Below are 13665 nucleotides of genomic sequence, written 5' to 3'. Positions count from 1 at the left end.
ATGCGCGTAAAGTCTATTCTTTTTATTTTACTGGCGGCCGCCTTATCAGGCGGCTGCCTGCACGAAGAACTGCACCCGGTGGATGTTTATTATACTGCTGATGTGCAGGGATTTTATTGGTCCCGTATGGAGCCGCGCTTTGAAAATAAAGAAGCGGGCGGATATGCGGTGCTAAAAAATTTCTTGCAAACCCGCCCCGCCCCGTATTTGCTGTTTGACGGCGGCAACTGGTTCGGCTCTGCGCCGGAGGGAAATTTGACCAAGGGTGCATATGTGGCCGAACTGACCAAAACCATCCCTTATACAGCCGGGTCTGTAAGTGATAAAGACTTGGTTTACGGTTGGCCGTCCTTGCGCAATACTGTGCGCGAATTGCCTTATCCTTTTATCGTTTCCAATTTGAAGTTGGAGGGCAAAATTCCGTGGCCTATGCACGATTATCAAATTCGTACGGTGGACGGTATAAAAATCGGCATTTTTGGTTTAATTGACCCACAGGCTATTAATAAAAATAAAGGCCGTTTGTTGGGTTTAACCGCGCAGGACCCGGTACAAATAGCCAAGGATATGGCATCTCTTTTGCGGGAAAAAGGTGTTGATTTTATCATTGTATTAAGCGCGCTCGGCGAGGAACAAAAGGACGGAGTCAGTGATGCTTCTTTGGCCGGAGAGGTGGAACATTTGGGGCTTATTTTAAGTGCCAATAAGGACCGCGAAAACGCCGAAACCGATACCGTCAATAATACCTTTATCGTCTATCCCGGCTCCAAGTTGGATAGTATCGGGCATATCCGCCTGTTGTTTGATAAAAACAAACAAGTGCGCGAAGTAAAATTTGAAGATATCCCTTTGTTTAAGGAAGAGTTTGGCGAGGATGAAGAAATTGCCTCCCGTGCCGCGGCGTTGCGCGCGGATACCCGCAAAAAAATGAATGCCCGCGTAGCCGATATGCCTCAGCCGGTGGCAACCTCGCTGACGGCGGAGTCTCCGCTAGGGGATTTGTTAGCCCAGTGTTTATACAAATGGTCCAAACTGGACGGCGCAATTATCAATTCGGACTCTATCCGCAACGCGTTGCCCGAGGGCCGGGTAACGGAATATGATTTGTATAAAACATATCCGTATGGTGATAATATTACCTTTATTACTATTAAAGGCGCGGCCTTTTTAAAAGCATTGGAAGATTCTTTAAATGCCAAGGATAATTTCCCGCAAGTGGCGGGGTTTACGGTGTCGTATGCGGTTACGCAAGAGGGCAAAAAAATCCGCCAAGTAGTGCTTGAAAAAAACGGACGCACGGTTAATCCGCGCGAAACATACCGCTTTGCTGTTACGGACCATGTGTTGGCGGGCGGTTTTGGACACGACGGCTTTATTGATTCGCTGGAATTTAAAAATACCTTTGTGGAAGCACGCCAAATTATGCGCTCCTGTTTGGTCCGCCAAAAAACGGTTGAACTGCCCAAATTGGGTCGCTGGAAGAAAGTAAAATGAGCCTAATCCGTCCTTTAAAAATAGGGTCCTTTACCGTTCCCAACAATTTAATTTTAGCCCCGATGGCCGGTATTACAGATTCGCCCTTCCGCGTGCTCTGTTTAAAAGGCGGGGCAGGACTTGTGTGTGCGGAAATGGTGTCCGCGCACGCCTTGCACTATGGTAACGAAAAAAGCGGCAAGATGTTGCGGATAAACCCCAAAGAGCACCCGGTTTCTATGCAGATTTTCGGGTCAGATGAAACTACGATTGCCGAGGCGGCCAAAAATGCCGAAGCCTGCGGAGCCGATATAGTAGATTTAAATGCAGGATGTCCCGTTAAAAAAATTAATAAAGCGGGAGCCGGCTGTGTTTTGATGAAAGATGAAGCAAAATTGGGCAGGTTGCTGGAAGCCGCCGTCAAAAGCGTTAAAATACCGGTAACACTCAAAACACGCATTGCGTTAACGCACAAGGAATTGCTGGGAGTGCGCCTTGCTAAATTGGCCGAAAATTGTGGCTGTGCGGCGGTTACTTTGCACGCGCGTGCAGCGGTGGACGTGCACAGCGGAGAGCCGAATATCGGGGCGGTTGCCGAAGCGTGCGCAACAGTTAAAATACCTGTTATCGGCAACGGTGGAGTATTGACGGCCGAAACAGCAAAAAAATTTTTACAAGCCGGATGCGCCGGGGTAATGATTGGGCGCGGAGCCATTGGCAATCCGTTTATCTTTCAAGACATTATTAATGCTTTTGAAGGCAAAGCACCCGTTAGTAATTCGCCTGCAAAGCGGCTTGAAATTTATTTGAACCTCATCCGCGAAAATGTTTCTTATTACGGCGAACGCATTGGTGTAAACCGCAGCCGGAAAACAGCCGGATATTGGATAAAGGATTTCCCCAACGCCTCGGAAATGCGCGGCCTTTTTGTGCGGCTGGATACCTTGGCAGATATTGAAAAGTTATTTGCGGAAACCCTGGCCCGCCTGCGTGCATAAAAAAATCCCGTAAAATCTTGTACATTTTGATATAATATATAGGAAACCACGAGTCATTAAGACAGCGGCCAACCACTCCGCTGCGCATTAATTACAAAAGGTAGAAACAAAATTATGACAAAAACTTTTTTGCCTTCCGTAAAGGAAGTGGAAACCACCCGCAAATGGCATCACATTGACGCCACGGGCCAGACCCTGGGCAGATTGGCTACCCAAATTGCCGTCTTGCTTATGGGTAAACACAAAAAGACCTATACGCCCAATATGGACTGCGGCGATTTCGTCGTCGTTACCAATGCCGGCAAAATCAAATTGACCGGTAAAAAAATGGAACAAAAGGTTTACTTCTCCCACTCCGGCTATGCCAAGGGTGGTAAAGAAACCCCGGTCAAAAGAGTGTTGGAAAACAACCCCACCAGAGTTTTGGAACTGGCCGTTAAAAGAATGTTGGACGAAAACAAACTTCGCGCGCCCAGAATGAAACGCTTGCGCTTGTTTGCTGGCGAAGAACACGCTTTCACCGAACGCTTTGGTAAATAAGAGGGATAGAAATTTATGAACAATACGAAAGAACTCAAAACCGGAAGAAGAAAAACCTCCGTCGCCCAAGTTGAACTTTTAAAGGGTAAAGGGGTTATTACCGTAAACGCCAAATCTTTGGATGAATACTTCGGCAACCACGCCCGCTGCAAATCTGCCGTTAAGGCCCCGCTCGTGGTTACCAACCTGGAAAAAGAATACGACGTTACCGCCAAAGTAGTGGGCGGTGGTGTGTCCTCCCAGGCAGGTGCTTTGCGCCACGCGATTGCGCGCTCTATCGCCGCAATGAGCGAAGATCTTAAAAAAGCCGTCAAAAAGGCCGGTTATCTTACCCGCGACCCGCGTATGGTTGAAAGAAAGAAACCCGGTCAGCCCGGTGCCCGCAAACGCTTCCAGTTCTCCAAACGTTAATCGTTGGCTGGAAACTTGCAGGAAATGTTTTACAAAACCCCCGCTCTTTGGAGCGGGGGTTTTCGTGTACAGAGAAATAGTAAGCGGGGGATATTTATTGTTGTTCTCCCCAAGTGGGGGCGGGCCGTGCTAAGGGTGCGGTTTGTTCAGCGTGATATGCCACAGGTATTCGGTATTGCCGTGTGTGCCTTTAATCGGGCTTTCTATCACTTCGCCGCAAACACCGCCGTATTTTTCTTTTAACTGTTCATTAAAAAAATCTTGTACGCGCTTAATGGCCAGTTGGCGGTTTTCTTCGGTTTTTACAATGCCGTGCGGCACCTGTTTGGGGGTGAGTTCAAATTGAGGTTTAATTAAAAGGACAATTTCGCTTTGCGGCGCCATTACCTTAAAAAGAGGCTCCATAATCATTGTAAGCGAAATAAAAGAAACATCTACCGCCGCAAATTGCGGGGCCGAATCAAACAAATCTGCCGTCATATAGCGGGCATTAGTTTCGGGCTTAAAGTGGAAATTTTTGTAACGGCGCATTTCGTCGGCCAGTTGTCCCTTTCCTACGTCCACGCCGTAAACTTCTTTGGCTCCGGTCTGAATCATACAGTCGCTAAATCCGCCTGTTGCCACACCGATATCCACGCACACTTTGTTTTTAATATCAATGTTCCAATGTTTTAAGGCTCCTGCCAGTTTTAGTCCGCCGCGTGATACATACGGGCAAGATTTTTCTTTAATAGAAATTTTATCTTCGGGCAAAATGGTGCGGTCGGCGCGGGTGTCAATTTCACCGTTTACCAATATTTCGCCAGCCATAATGGAAGCCTGCGCGCGGTTGCGGCTTTGAAAAAATCCCTGTTCTACCAAGGCCATATCCAGACGTAATTTTTTATTTGCCATTTTCGTCCTCGGCGAGTTCCGTGTTAAAGGGCTCGGTCATCATTTCGGCCCCCTTCTTTTTTAGTTCTTCCACTTTAAATTTAACCGTTTCTAATTTTTGTGAAAGTTCTTTTGAAAGGGTTACTCCCTCTTCAAACAGTTTGACGGAGGCGTCCAAATCGGTTTGTTCTTCTTCTAACTTGGCGACGATTTCTTCCAAGCGGGAGAGTTGTTTTTCAAAATTAAATTTTGTCATAAATCCTCACTTAACAGTGGTATGAATCATACCGTCCTGTACTTGAATATATACGGTTTCGCCCGGGGCGGTTTGGTGCACCCGGCTGATGACGGAGCCGTCCTGCTTGCGCGTAATGCTGTAACCGCGTTTTAACACGGCCTGCGGCCCTAATGCCGCCAGTTGGCCTTGGGCTAGTTTAAAGCGGTGCGAAAAGTTATTTAATTTTTCCTTCCAGGCATTTTCTAAACGCGCATTTAATTCATCTAAATCTTGTTCTTTGCTTTGCGTAATAGTTTCCGGGTGAACGAACACGCGGCTGTTTGCGCACAAGTCATATCTGCGTTTGGCGCGTTCGTAAAATAAACTGACAGATTGCAACAGCCGCTTTTGCAACTGTTTTATATAATCTTGCGTATTTTGGGAATTTTTTACCACCAGTTCGGCCGCGGCTGACGGAGTGGGCGCGCGCAAATCGGCCACGAAATCGGCAATCGTAAAATCTACCTCGTGCCCCACACACGAAATGACCGGAATTTTGCTTTTAAAAATAGCCCGGGCGACGGTTTCTTCGTTAAATGCCCATAAATCTTCTATACTTCCGCCTCCGCGCCCCACCAACAACACATCTAATGCGGGCTTAAAGCGGTTCAAATCGGCGATGGCTTGGGCAATTTGCGGGGCGGCTTCGTCCCCTTGTACCAGTACCGGGGCTATTAAAATTTCTAAATGCGGACTGCGGCGCTTTAAAACGGATAAAATATCCCGTACTGCCGCACCCGTGGGCGAAGTTACAACGCCAATTCTTTGCGGATACGCGGGAATCGGTTTTTTATGTTCGGGGGCGAAAAGGCCCTCTGCTTCCAACTTCTTTTTTAATTTTTCAAATTCTAAATAGAGGTTTCCCTTGGCTAACGCTTCCACGGTTTTTACAACAATTTGGTAGCGGCCCTGTTTGGCATAGCAGGAAAGGCTGCCCCATACGCGCACCTGCAAGCCTTCTTGCAGTTCGCCCGTAAATTTGCGCGCGTCCCACTTGAACATAACAGCAGACAACAATGCTTCCCTGTCTTTTAAATCAAAGTAAACGTGTCCGCTGGCGGCTTCGCGCAAATTGCTGATTTCGCCCTCTACAAAAATATCGCGGAAGACTCCCTCCAAAGTTTGCTTAACGGCAAGCGTAATGGCGGTAACGGTAAAGACCTGTCCTCTAAAAGGGGCTTCCGGTTCCATTTATTCTCCTTTGATTTTTTTGAGCCGCTCAATGAGTGCGGCTTCTTTGCCCAATATGCCGGGAGTAAAAAATTTCATTGGGCTGGGCATATAAAGTTGCCGGACATAATGATTGGGGTAATCGTGGGCGTATTTGTAGCCGTTGTTTTTTCCGCCGGAACGCAGATTATCCGGCACTGGGCGGTATTTGCCTTCGCGCACTTCTTGTAAGGCGGCATTGATAGCCAGGTAAGCAGAGTTGCTTTTGGGACAACAGGCCACATAAATAGCCGCGTGGGCCAAGGGAATACGCACTTCGGGCATTCCCAATTCTTCTGCCGCTTGAAAGGCGGATTGCGCAATCATCAGCGCGGCCGGTTCAGCCAACCCTACGTCTTCACTCGCACAAATTAAAATACGGCGGGCAATAAAGCGCGGGTCTTCGCCGCTTTCCAGCATACGTGCCAACCAATACACGGCGGCGTCCGGGTCAGAACCGCGCATAGATTTAATAAAAGCGGAAATGATATCGTAATGCTCGTCGCCTTTTTTATCATAATTTAAGTGGCGGCGCTGGATGCACTCTTGCGCAATTTCCAAAGTAATGTGCTTTGTTTTATCCTCGCCCGGTTCGGTGGTAACGAACGCCAATTCGGCGGCATTTAGCATTTTTCGGCTGTCGCCGTTGGCTTGGGTGATAAAGTATTCCGCGGCATCCGGAGCGATTTGTGCGTTTTCTTTCTCGGCGGCACGCGTTAAAATTTTAAGCAAATCTTTTTCGCCCAATGCTTTAAATTCAAAAACGGAAAAACGGGATAACAGCGCGGTGTTAATGTAAAAATAAGGGTTTTCGGTTGTAATGCCGATTAAAATAATATCTCCCCGTTCCACGGAAGGCAACAGAACATCCTGCTGTGTTTTGTTAAAATGATGAATTTCGTCCAAAATAACCAAAGTGCGCTTTTGGTCAAAAGAGGGGGTGCGGGCGCGTTCTTTGGCTTCCGCCAACACTTTTTTGATGTCTGCTACACCGGCTGCCGCCGCGTTTAGTTCTACCGTGTATGATTGCGTGCGTGAGGCTATATAGCGTGCGGTGGCTGTTTTGCCGCAGCCGGGCGGGCCGAAAAATACGGCGGATTTAATCATATCCGCTTCCAACAGGCGGCGAAGCATTTTGCCCGGACCTAATAGATGCGGCTGTCCGGCAAATTCCTCTAATGTTTTGGGCGCCTGGCGCGCGGCCAGCGGGATATTTTCGTTTTCTTGCATAAAATTATTTATGGTTAGCGTTCAAGGCGGATTGTAATTTTACAATCAAATCGTCCACGCGCGATTCTTCTTCCTTGCGTTTTCCGCCGTCATTTTGGCGTTGTAAATATGCCACTGCCGCAAAGTGCAGCGCGGTAATAAGGGCTTGTTTGAGCGTATCTATTTCGTCTAATCCTTGCATATATTTTTCCACCGTCGCCGCCAGGTCCGTCAGTTCCACAGCCCCCAGTTCGGTGGTTTCTATATCCAGCGGGATACGCTTTATTTCTACTTGAACAATCTCTTTGGCCATATAAGTTTATTTTACTTTTTTCCTTCTTTTTTGTGCAAAAAGAAGCAAAGTTTAGATGCTCTTTTTCTAATCGTAGAAAAAGAACCAAAAATACTCGTTGCCCAACGCCTTATAAAATGCAGGTTTTGGTGGGTATTTTATAACTCGCCTGTGGCTCAAACAAATCAAAATATTACCCCGCCAAAACCGCCTCTTATAAACAAGGCAAGGGGAGCAGAAACGGACAAACGGGAAAAACGGCTTTAAAATTCCTCTTTATTTTCCCTATACAGCCGCCTAAAATACTATAATAAGATATATGACTATTACCGAATTTCAACAAGCCTGCTCTGCTATTGAGCAGGACTATAAAACAAAAATCAGCCAAGCGGCCGATTTAGCCGCCGTGGAAGAATTGCGCGTTGCGGCCCTCGGGCGCAAAGGCGCATTAACGGAACTTTTAAAAGGCTTAAAAGATTTTTCCATTGAAGAAAAGAAACAAGCCGGTCCCTTGGGCAACGCTTTGAAAGCCGCCTTGTCTGCCGCGCTTGACGAAAAAACCGAATTTTTTACTGCTAAACAAATTAATGACGAATTAAATAAAGTTACCTTAGATTTAACCCTTCCCGGCTACCCCGTGGCCAAAGGCCACCGCCACCCGCTTTCCGTGGCGCAGGACCGTATGACGGATATTCTTTCCCGTTTGGGTTTTGAGTGGGCCGAAGGGCCTTGGGTGGAGGACGAAAAGCATAACTTTGATTTGCTGAATATCCCGCTGCACCACCCGGCGCGTGATGCACAGGATACTTTCTTTGTGGACGGAAAAATGCCTCTTGTCTTGCGCACACATACCTCTAACGTGCAAAGCCGGTATATGGAAAAACACAAACCGCCGCTTCGCATTATGGCCCCCGGCCGCGTATTTAGAAACGACAGTTTGGACGCTACACACAGCCCCGTATTTCACCAAATTGAAGGCTTGTATGTGGATAAAAATGTGAGTATGGCCAGCCTTAAAAGCGATTTAACCGCCTTTATGAAAGGGCTTTTTGGCAACAAGGCCGAAATCCGCTTCCGCCCCTCGTTCTTTCCGTTTACGGAACCTAGTGTAGAGGTTGACGTAAAGTGCGTTTTCTGCCAAGGAAAAGGGTGTAATGTGTGCAAAGGCAGCGGCTGGATTGAAATGCTGGGTGCGGGTGTGGTTCACCCCAACGTGCTTAAAAACTGCGGCATTGACCCGGAACAGTTTAGCGGATACGCCTTTGGTATGGGTGTGGAACGCTTGGCTATGATGATGCTGAACATTAAAGATATCCGCACATTTTATGAAAACGACTTGCGCGTATTAAAACAATTTTAAGGACAGATTATGAAAATTTTGTATTCTTGGCTCAAAGATTTTATTGATATTGATTTAACCCCCGAGGAATTAGTAAAAAAACTGACCGACCTTGGTATTGAAGTGGCTTCTGTGGAAAAGACAGGGGCAGATTTTGAAGGGGTCCGTGTGGCCCAAATCATCAAAATAGAGGACCACCCCAATTCCGACCATTTGCACTTGGTAACACTGGACTTGGGCGGTGGAAAAACACAGCGCGTGGTGTGCGGCGCGCCAAACGTGGCCATCGGACAAAAAGTGCCGCTTGCACTCTTGGGAGCCCGCGTGGGTAAAATGGTAATGAAACCGGTGGTGCTTCGCGGTGTTCCGTCCGAGGGGATGATTTGTTCTTCTGACGAATTAGGTTTAACCCATACCCGCGCACACGGAATTTTGGAGTTGGATGAAAATTTGGAATTGGGCACGGATGTTGCCTCCCTCTATGGCAAAGCGGATTCTTTGTTTGATTTGGAAATTACATCAAACCGCCCCGATTTGCTCTCCCACCTGGGGGTGGCGCGTGAACTGGCGGCGCTGTTAAATAAGCCCGTTAAAATGCCCGCTATTAAAGATTTGCCCGGCGAAGGAAAAGCATTAAATGTGGAAATTAAAAACGCCGAAGCCTGCCCGCGCTATATCGGGCGCGTTATCCGCGGGGTAAAAAATGCCGAATCGCCCGAGTGGCTCAAAAGCCGTTTGGCTGCGATGGGGCTGAACCCCAAAAATGCGCTTGTGGATGTAACAAATTATGTGATGTTTGAACTGGGCAATCCGCTCCACGCGTTTGATTTGCGCGAAGTGGAGGGCGACACCGTTATCGTCCGTAACGCGGAAGAAGGGGAAAAGTTTACCGTATTGGGCGGGCGCGAACTGACGTTAAACGCCAACTGCCTGATGATTGCCGACAACAAAAAGGCAACCGCTTTGGCGGGTATTATGGGCGGAAAAGACAGCGGTATTAAGGACGATACGAAAGATATTTTTCTGGAAGCCGCTTATTTCAACCCGCCTACCGTGAACAAAACAGTCAAAAAATTTGCCATTTCGTCCGATTCCTCCCAACGCTTTGAACGCGGAACGGATATTGAAGGGGCTATGACGGCAATGCGCCGCGCGAGCGATTTGTTTGTACAAATTTGCGGTGGTACTCCCAGCGAAATCAACGATGTTTATCCCGTTAAATACGAAAACCCGACGGTTGTGTTTACTCCGGCGGAAATTAACGGCATTTTAGGCACGCAGATTAGCGATGAGCGCTTAAAAGAAATCTTCGGCCGCTTGGCGGCTGAATTTCACGCGGACGGCGAAAAATGGACTTTTAAAGCCCCTACGCACCGCCGGGACTTGAACCACAAATGGGACTTGGCAGAAGAAGCCGCCAGATTTGCGGGCTATGATATGATTCCCGTAAGTGAAACAAAAGCCAGCCTGATGTTTGCCGATAATCCAAAAGGGATTGATTTAGGCAAAAAATATGCCTCTGCGTTAATTGGGGCGGGTTTCTGCGAGTGTAAAAATATTGATTTCTTAGGAGAAAAAGAACTCAAAACTTTTGGTTTTGACCCCAAGTTTTGCATTAAAATTAAAAATGCCTTGGCCCAAGGGTGGGATTATTTGCGCCCGACTTTGTTGCCTTCTTTGCTCAAAAATGTGGAGAGCAATTTCCGCTTTGGCAATACTAATTTAGCCTTGTTTGAAACGACCAAAACTTTCCAATCTATTAAGGGCTTTCCGGTGGAAGGGTATGCGGTGTCCGGCGTTTTAACGGGAACTTTGGAGCAGGAAAAATTCTTTGGAGGGGCGGAAAAACCGGTAGATTTTTATTGGTTAAAAGGCCTGATGCAGGCGGTGTTGGCCGACGTGGAGGGGGTAACTTTGGTTCCGTCCAAAAAAGCCCCGGTATATATGCACCCCAAAATTTGTATGGATATTATGCTGGGCGGCAAGGCAATCGGCTTGTTTGGCAAATTTCATCCGCTTGCGTTAAAGGCTTGCGGCATTAAAACTCCCGAAGTATGGGGCTTTGAGTTTGCCACGAAACTGATTGAAAAGGCTTTTTCCGCGCAAGATTTTAAGCCGGCCAAAGCGGTGGCGGTATTTCCGCCGTCTTTGCGCGACTTGTCGGTTGTGGTGGATGAAGAAAAATCTTATGCGGATATTATCAGCGCGCTTGAAAAAACACCGCTTGATGTGGACCTTTCGTACCACTTGATTGATTTGTATCAAGGCGAACATTTGCCTGCGGGCAAAAAAAGCGTAACGTTCAGTTTAGCCTTTTCCAATAAAGAACGTACCTTGAAAGACAAGGAAACGGACGACGCGTTTAACCGCATTGTGGAACAGTTGCGCGTGCAAGTGGGAGCGGAACTGCGGTAATATGCAGGAAAAATTAAAACAACTGGAACTTTTAACGTCGCAAATACTCGCCCGGCAGAAGGAATTGCAGGGCGAGAACGGCGCGTTAAAGGCGCGGGTGCGCACCTTAGAGGACGGCTTGGAAAAATTAAAAAATACGGAAGCCGAATTGCGCGAACTGAAAGAGTGGAAAAAGAACACGCAAACGGTTCTAAAACGATTATCCTCCCGGTTGGATAAAGAAATTGCAAAGGCCAAAGAACACGAGGAAAACATCGTTTAGTGTGGCCTAAGCGGTAGATTTAAAAAACGGAACGCTCCATACCGGGCGTTCCGTTTTTGTCTGGCTGAAAAAGATTTATGCGGCGGGCATCATCGCGGCTTTTACGTCTGCCCCCATCGGAGTAGGCATTCCGTTTTTATTTACACAAACCAGTGTGGTTTTTCCCTTGGTGCATAAACGGCCGTCTTGGTTGGTAATGAGGTTTTCAAACACAATCTTAATGTCCGACACCTCCAATACTTTGGTGGATACGTCAATTACATCCGCGTAACGTACGGAATATTTGTATTCCACTTCCTGCCGGGCTACCACAAAGTACAATCCGCGTTCAATAAGCGCGGGCACGGAAAAACCTTTTTCCGCCATATAGAGGGTGCGCGCTTCTTCAAAATATTTTAAGTAGTTGGCGTAATAGACTACATTTCCACAGTCTGTATCGTGATAAAAAATAGTTTTTTTCATTTTATTCTCCAATAATTTTAATCAAAATCCGTTTGTTTCTTTGTCCGTCAAATTCTCCGTAAAAAATAGTTTCCCACGGGCCGAAATCCAGATGTCCGTCCGTAACCGCCACCACGACCTCGCGTCCGAGCAGGGTGCGCTTTAAATGCGCGTCGCCATTGTCTTCTCCGGTCAAATTGTGTTGGTATTTATCAACCCCGTAGGGGGCCAGTTTTTCCGTCCAGCGTAAAAAATCTGCGTGCAGGCCGCGTTCGTTATCGTTGATAAATACACTGGATGTAATGTGCATAGAATTAACAAGGCACAAGCCTTCTTTTATGCCGCTTTTAGCCAATGCTTCCTCTACTTGCGGCGTGATATTTACGATTTCGTAATGTTTTTCCGTACAAACAGTTAGATATTGGGTATAAGATTTCATATAATAAATTATACTTGATATGGAGGTCCGGCAGAACGGCCGTATGTTATGAAGAAAGAAGAATTAATGGATTTACTGCGTAATCCCGCCAAGTATCACCAAAAAAAACAAGCGGCCCAAAACCCGCAGGGGGCGGCCAAGGCCCAGTCGGCCGCTACAACTGAAAAACGCACACAGGACACGCTCTTGTTGGGTGTGGGGATAGGTGTGGTGGCGTTGGTGTTAATTACGATAGTGATTATTTTATCTGCCCAAAAAAGAGCCGATAACTTAACGGCGGCCTTGGACCCCAACCAAGTAAAGGGATTGGCGGCGGCGAATACCGAGTTTAATCCCAACACCGGGGTAACGTATGTGCAACTGCAAGAGGGTCAGGACCGCAACGTAGCCGTAAGTAACTTAGGCTCCACATTGCCGATTATCAGCCGTTTTAATTTTAAAGCGTTTACTCCTAAGAGTTACGAAATTATCGGCGCGGCTCCGTGGGCACTTACGACCAATTTTTCATCTAATTTAGCAGACCCCGATTTGATGCGTTATCTGTTGGCTAACGATAAGATGTGTAAGGCCTTTTTAGCCCGCCCGGACGTGGCTCCTTTGTTGGAGGACCCGCAACTTCTGCTGGCGTTTAGCGAGGACCCAAATGCGATGTCGGAATTTTTTGATAGCGAAACCGTCAAACAGGTGCTTGCCAGCGAACCGATGGTACTGGCGGTGGCAAACAGCCGTTTTATGAGTTATTTGCTTATCAGCAAGGCCGTTAAATATTTCCGCGACCGCCCGCAGGAAGCCGCCCGCATTATTGCATCAAATCCGCATTTAAAAGCCTTGCAAGGAAACCCCTATATCCGCAAAGCGGTGGAGCAAAATACTTACTTAAAGCCGATAGCAACTATTTTGTTGGGCGGAAATTCTACGACGGGAAAAGCACAAAAAACATCCCGAAAAAAATAAATATTGTACACAACGTAAAAAATTTGTTATAATTTTATTGTTGAAGGTAAACAGATTTATGCGGGCGTGGTTCAATGGTAGAACGCGACCTTGCCAAGGTTGAGACGAGAGTTCGATTCTCTTCGCCCGCTCCATTTAAAAGCCCCGGTTTAATCCGGGGCTTTTGGTTTTTTATATCTTGCTTTTTTCTTTTCTTCATATTCCCAAAAAATTAGTCGGGGATGATGCCTTTATGAAACAAGAGGTCATCCTGAATTTAGTTCAGGATCTACCTATTGTGTTTTTGTTTGTTGTTGTTGGACCTAGCGGCAAATTACCCAAGCGGTAGGTCCTGAAACGAGTTCAGGACGACGTCCTTATTTTGTCATCCCGAAGTGTTGTTATACGGGCTCTGTCGTTTTTGTCGTTGTCTTTTTGTCAGTTGTTCATGAAGGGGTTGTTTCGTTTTTTTTTTTTGTTAAAATTTTGATAATTCGCTGTGGATATACCCGGATGTATCTGCCGTATAAAAATGTGTATAAAAGGCCGTTTTG

Annotated in this window: 15 protein-coding genes and 1 tRNA gene; 9 read left to right on the top strand and 7 right to left on the bottom strand. The window is 47.0% G+C overall.

Annotated elements, in window-relative coordinates:
* The 4 genes from ACQY2K_RS04910 to rpsI all read left to right on the top strand — a co-directional run bounded on the left by ACQY2K_RS04910 (position 1) and on the right by rpsI (position 3422).
* Positions 1 to 1494 carry a bifunctional metallophosphatase/5'-nucleotidase gene (locus ACQY2K_RS04910; protein ID WP_428040961.1) on the top strand — a complete coding sequence of 498 codons (1494 nt, stop codon included), beginning with the start codon at positions 1 to 3 and terminating at the stop codon, positions 1492 to 1494.
* Positions 1491 to 2471 carry a tRNA dihydrouridine synthase DusB gene (gene dusB / locus ACQY2K_RS04905; protein ID WP_428040960.1) on the top strand — a complete coding sequence of 327 codons (981 nt, stop codon included), beginning with the start codon at positions 1491 to 1493 and terminating at the stop codon, positions 2469 to 2471. The genes ACQY2K_RS04910 and dusB overlap by 4 nt, the downstream gene beginning before the upstream one ends.
* 114 nt (positions 2472 to 2585) lie before the next feature.
* A complete protein-coding gene (gene rplM / locus ACQY2K_RS04900) occupies positions 2586 to 3011 on the top strand; it encodes a 50S ribosomal protein L13 (RefSeq protein ID WP_428037951.1) in 426 nt (141 codons plus the stop codon).
* A 15-nt stretch (positions 3012 to 3026) separates the two neighbouring features.
* Positions 3027 to 3422 carry a 30S ribosomal protein S9 gene (rpsI, locus tag ACQY2K_RS04895; RefSeq protein WP_177746535.1) on the top strand — a complete coding sequence of 132 codons (396 nt, stop codon included), beginning with the start codon at positions 3027 to 3029 and terminating at the stop codon, positions 3420 to 3422.
* Between the two features lie 129 nt (positions 3423 to 3551).
* Here rpsI and ACQY2K_RS04890 read toward each other — a convergent pair whose 3' ends face one another.
* From ACQY2K_RS04890 to ACQY2K_RS04870, 5 genes are read right to left on the bottom strand one after another with little or no spacing between them, the layout of a single operon-like run.
* A complete protein-coding gene (locus tag ACQY2K_RS04890) occupies positions 3552 to 4316 on the bottom strand; it encodes a TlyA family RNA methyltransferase (RefSeq protein ID WP_428040959.1) in 765 nt (254 codons plus the stop codon).
* Positions 4306 to 4551: an exodeoxyribonuclease VII small subunit gene (xseB, locus tag ACQY2K_RS04885; protein WP_177746531.1), complete on the bottom strand. Its 246-nt coding sequence runs from the start codon at positions 4549 to 4551 to the stop codon at positions 4306 to 4308. Before xseB ends, ACQY2K_RS04890 begins: the two co-directional genes overlap by 11 nt.
* Positions 4552 to 4557: 6 nt before the next feature.
* Positions 4558 to 5763, bottom strand: coding sequence for an exodeoxyribonuclease VII large subunit (gene xseA, locus ACQY2K_RS04880; protein WP_428040958.1), 1206 nt, complete (start codon positions 5761 to 5763; stop codon positions 4558 to 4560).
* Positions 5764 to 7011, bottom strand: a complete 1248-nt coding sequence (locus ACQY2K_RS04875; RefSeq protein WP_428040957.1) for a replication-associated recombination protein A — start codon at positions 7009 to 7011, stop codon at positions 5764 to 5766.
* Between the two features lie 4 nt (positions 7012 to 7015).
* Positions 7016 to 7303 carry a hypothetical protein gene (locus tag ACQY2K_RS04870; RefSeq protein ID WP_428037627.1) on the bottom strand — a complete coding sequence of 96 codons (288 nt, stop codon included), beginning with the start codon at positions 7301 to 7303 and terminating at the stop codon, positions 7016 to 7018.
* Between the two features lie 298 nt (positions 7304 to 7601).
* Here ACQY2K_RS04870 and pheS point away from each other — a divergent pair, with 298 nt between their 5' ends.
* Genes pheS through ACQY2K_RS04855 form a run of 3 tightly spaced genes read left to right on the top strand, consistent with a single transcriptional unit; the run spans position 7602 to position 11298 of the window.
* Positions 7602 to 8642, top strand: a complete 1041-nt coding sequence (gene pheS / locus ACQY2K_RS04865; RefSeq protein WP_177746523.1) for a phenylalanine--tRNA ligase subunit alpha — start codon at positions 7602 to 7604, stop codon at positions 8640 to 8642.
* 9 nt (positions 8643 to 8651) lie between these two features.
* Positions 8652 to 11036, top strand: coding sequence for a phenylalanine--tRNA ligase subunit beta (gene pheT, locus ACQY2K_RS04860; protein WP_428040956.1), 2385 nt, complete (start codon positions 8652 to 8654; stop codon positions 11034 to 11036).
* A gap of 1 nt (position 11037) precedes the next feature.
* The gene (locus tag ACQY2K_RS04855) at positions 11038 to 11298 is read left to right on the top strand and encodes a hypothetical protein (protein ID WP_428040955.1); all 261 of its coding nucleotides are present in this window, start codon (positions 11038 to 11040) and stop codon (positions 11296 to 11298) included.
* A 75-nt stretch (positions 11299 to 11373) separates the two neighbouring features.
* Here the strand turns inward: ACQY2K_RS04855 and ACQY2K_RS04850 are convergent, their stop codons facing one another.
* Both ACQY2K_RS04850 and ACQY2K_RS04845 read right to left on the bottom strand, forming a co-directional pair.
* Complete coding sequence (locus ACQY2K_RS04850; RefSeq protein WP_177746517.1) at positions 11374 to 11760, bottom strand: YbgC/FadM family acyl-CoA thioesterase; 387 nt, start codon at positions 11758 to 11760, stop codon at positions 11374 to 11376.
* 1 nt (position 11761) lies between these two features.
* The gene (locus tag ACQY2K_RS04845) at positions 11762 to 12178 is read right to left on the bottom strand and encodes a secondary thiamine-phosphate synthase enzyme YjbQ (RefSeq protein WP_177746515.1); all 417 of its coding nucleotides are present in this window, start codon (positions 12176 to 12178) and stop codon (positions 11762 to 11764) included.
* Between the two features lie 48 nt (positions 12179 to 12226).
* Between ACQY2K_RS04845 and ACQY2K_RS04840 the strand changes: the two genes are divergently transcribed.
* The gene (locus tag ACQY2K_RS04840; protein WP_428040954.1) at positions 12227 to 13132 is read left to right on the top strand and encodes a hypothetical protein; all 906 of its coding nucleotides are present in this window, start codon (positions 12227 to 12229) and stop codon (positions 13130 to 13132) included.
* Between the two features lie 60 nt (positions 13133 to 13192).
* Positions 13193 to 13266: transfer RNA gene (locus ACQY2K_RS04835), tRNA-Gly, on the top strand.
* Positions 13267 to 13665 lie beyond the last annotated feature (399 nt).

Source organism: Candidatus Avelusimicrobium fimicolum, from assembly GCF_021632165.1.
In the GTDB taxonomy this organism is placed as follows: domain Bacteria; phylum Elusimicrobiota; class Elusimicrobia; order Elusimicrobiales; family Elusimicrobiaceae; genus Avelusimicrobium; species Avelusimicrobium fimicola.
This window is presented reverse-complemented; position numbering and strand designations above follow the sequence as displayed.

Bases quoted from the DNA above. Each gene is read 5' to 3' on its own strand.
- ACQY2K_RS04910 (WP_428040961.1), top strand. From the start codon at position 1: ATGCGCGTAAAGTCTATTCTTTTTATTTTACTGGCGGCCGCCTTATCA.
- dusB (WP_428040960.1), top strand. From the start codon at position 1,491: ATGAGCCTAATCCGTCCTTTAAAAATAGGGTCCTTTACCGTTCCCAAC.
- rplM (WP_428037951.1), top strand. From the start codon at position 2,586: ATGACAAAAACTTTTTTGCCTTCCGTAAAGGAAGTGGAAACCACCCGC.
- rpsI (WP_177746535.1), top strand. From the start codon at position 3,027: ATGAACAATACGAAAGAACTCAAAACCGGAAGAAGAAAAACCTCCGTC.
- ACQY2K_RS04890 (WP_428040959.1), bottom strand. From the start codon at position 4,316: ATGGCAAATAAAAAATTACGTCTGGATATGGCCTTGGTAGAACAGGGA.
- xseB (WP_177746531.1), bottom strand. From the start codon at position 4,551: ATGACAAAATTTAATTTTGAAAAACAACTCTCCCGCTTGGAAGAAATC.
- xseA (WP_428040958.1), bottom strand. From the start codon at position 5,763: ATGGAACCGGAAGCCCCTTTTAGAGGACAGGTCTTTACCGTTACCGCC.
- ACQY2K_RS04875 (WP_428040957.1), bottom strand. From the start codon at position 7,011: ATGCAAGAAAACGAAAATATCCCGCTGGCCGCGCGCCAGGCGCCCAAA.
- ACQY2K_RS04870 (WP_428037627.1), bottom strand. From the start codon at position 7,303: ATGGCCAAAGAGATTGTTCAAGTAGAAATAAAGCGTATCCCGCTGGAT.
- pheS (WP_177746523.1), top strand. From the start codon at position 7,602: ATGACTATTACCGAATTTCAACAAGCCTGCTCTGCTATTGAGCAGGAC.
- pheT (WP_428040956.1), top strand. From the start codon at position 8,652: ATGAAAATTTTGTATTCTTGGCTCAAAGATTTTATTGATATTGATTTA.
- ACQY2K_RS04855 (WP_428040955.1), top strand. From the start codon at position 11,038: ATGCAGGAAAAATTAAAACAACTGGAACTTTTAACGTCGCAAATACTC.
- ACQY2K_RS04850 (WP_177746517.1), bottom strand. From the start codon at position 11,760: ATGAAAAAAACTATTTTTTATCACGATACAGACTGTGGAAATGTAGTC.
- ACQY2K_RS04845 (WP_177746515.1), bottom strand. From the start codon at position 12,178: ATGAAATCTTATACCCAATATCTAACTGTTTGTACGGAAAAACATTAC.
- ACQY2K_RS04840 (WP_428040954.1), top strand. From the start codon at position 12,227: ATGAAGAAAGAAGAATTAATGGATTTACTGCGTAATCCCGCCAAGTAT.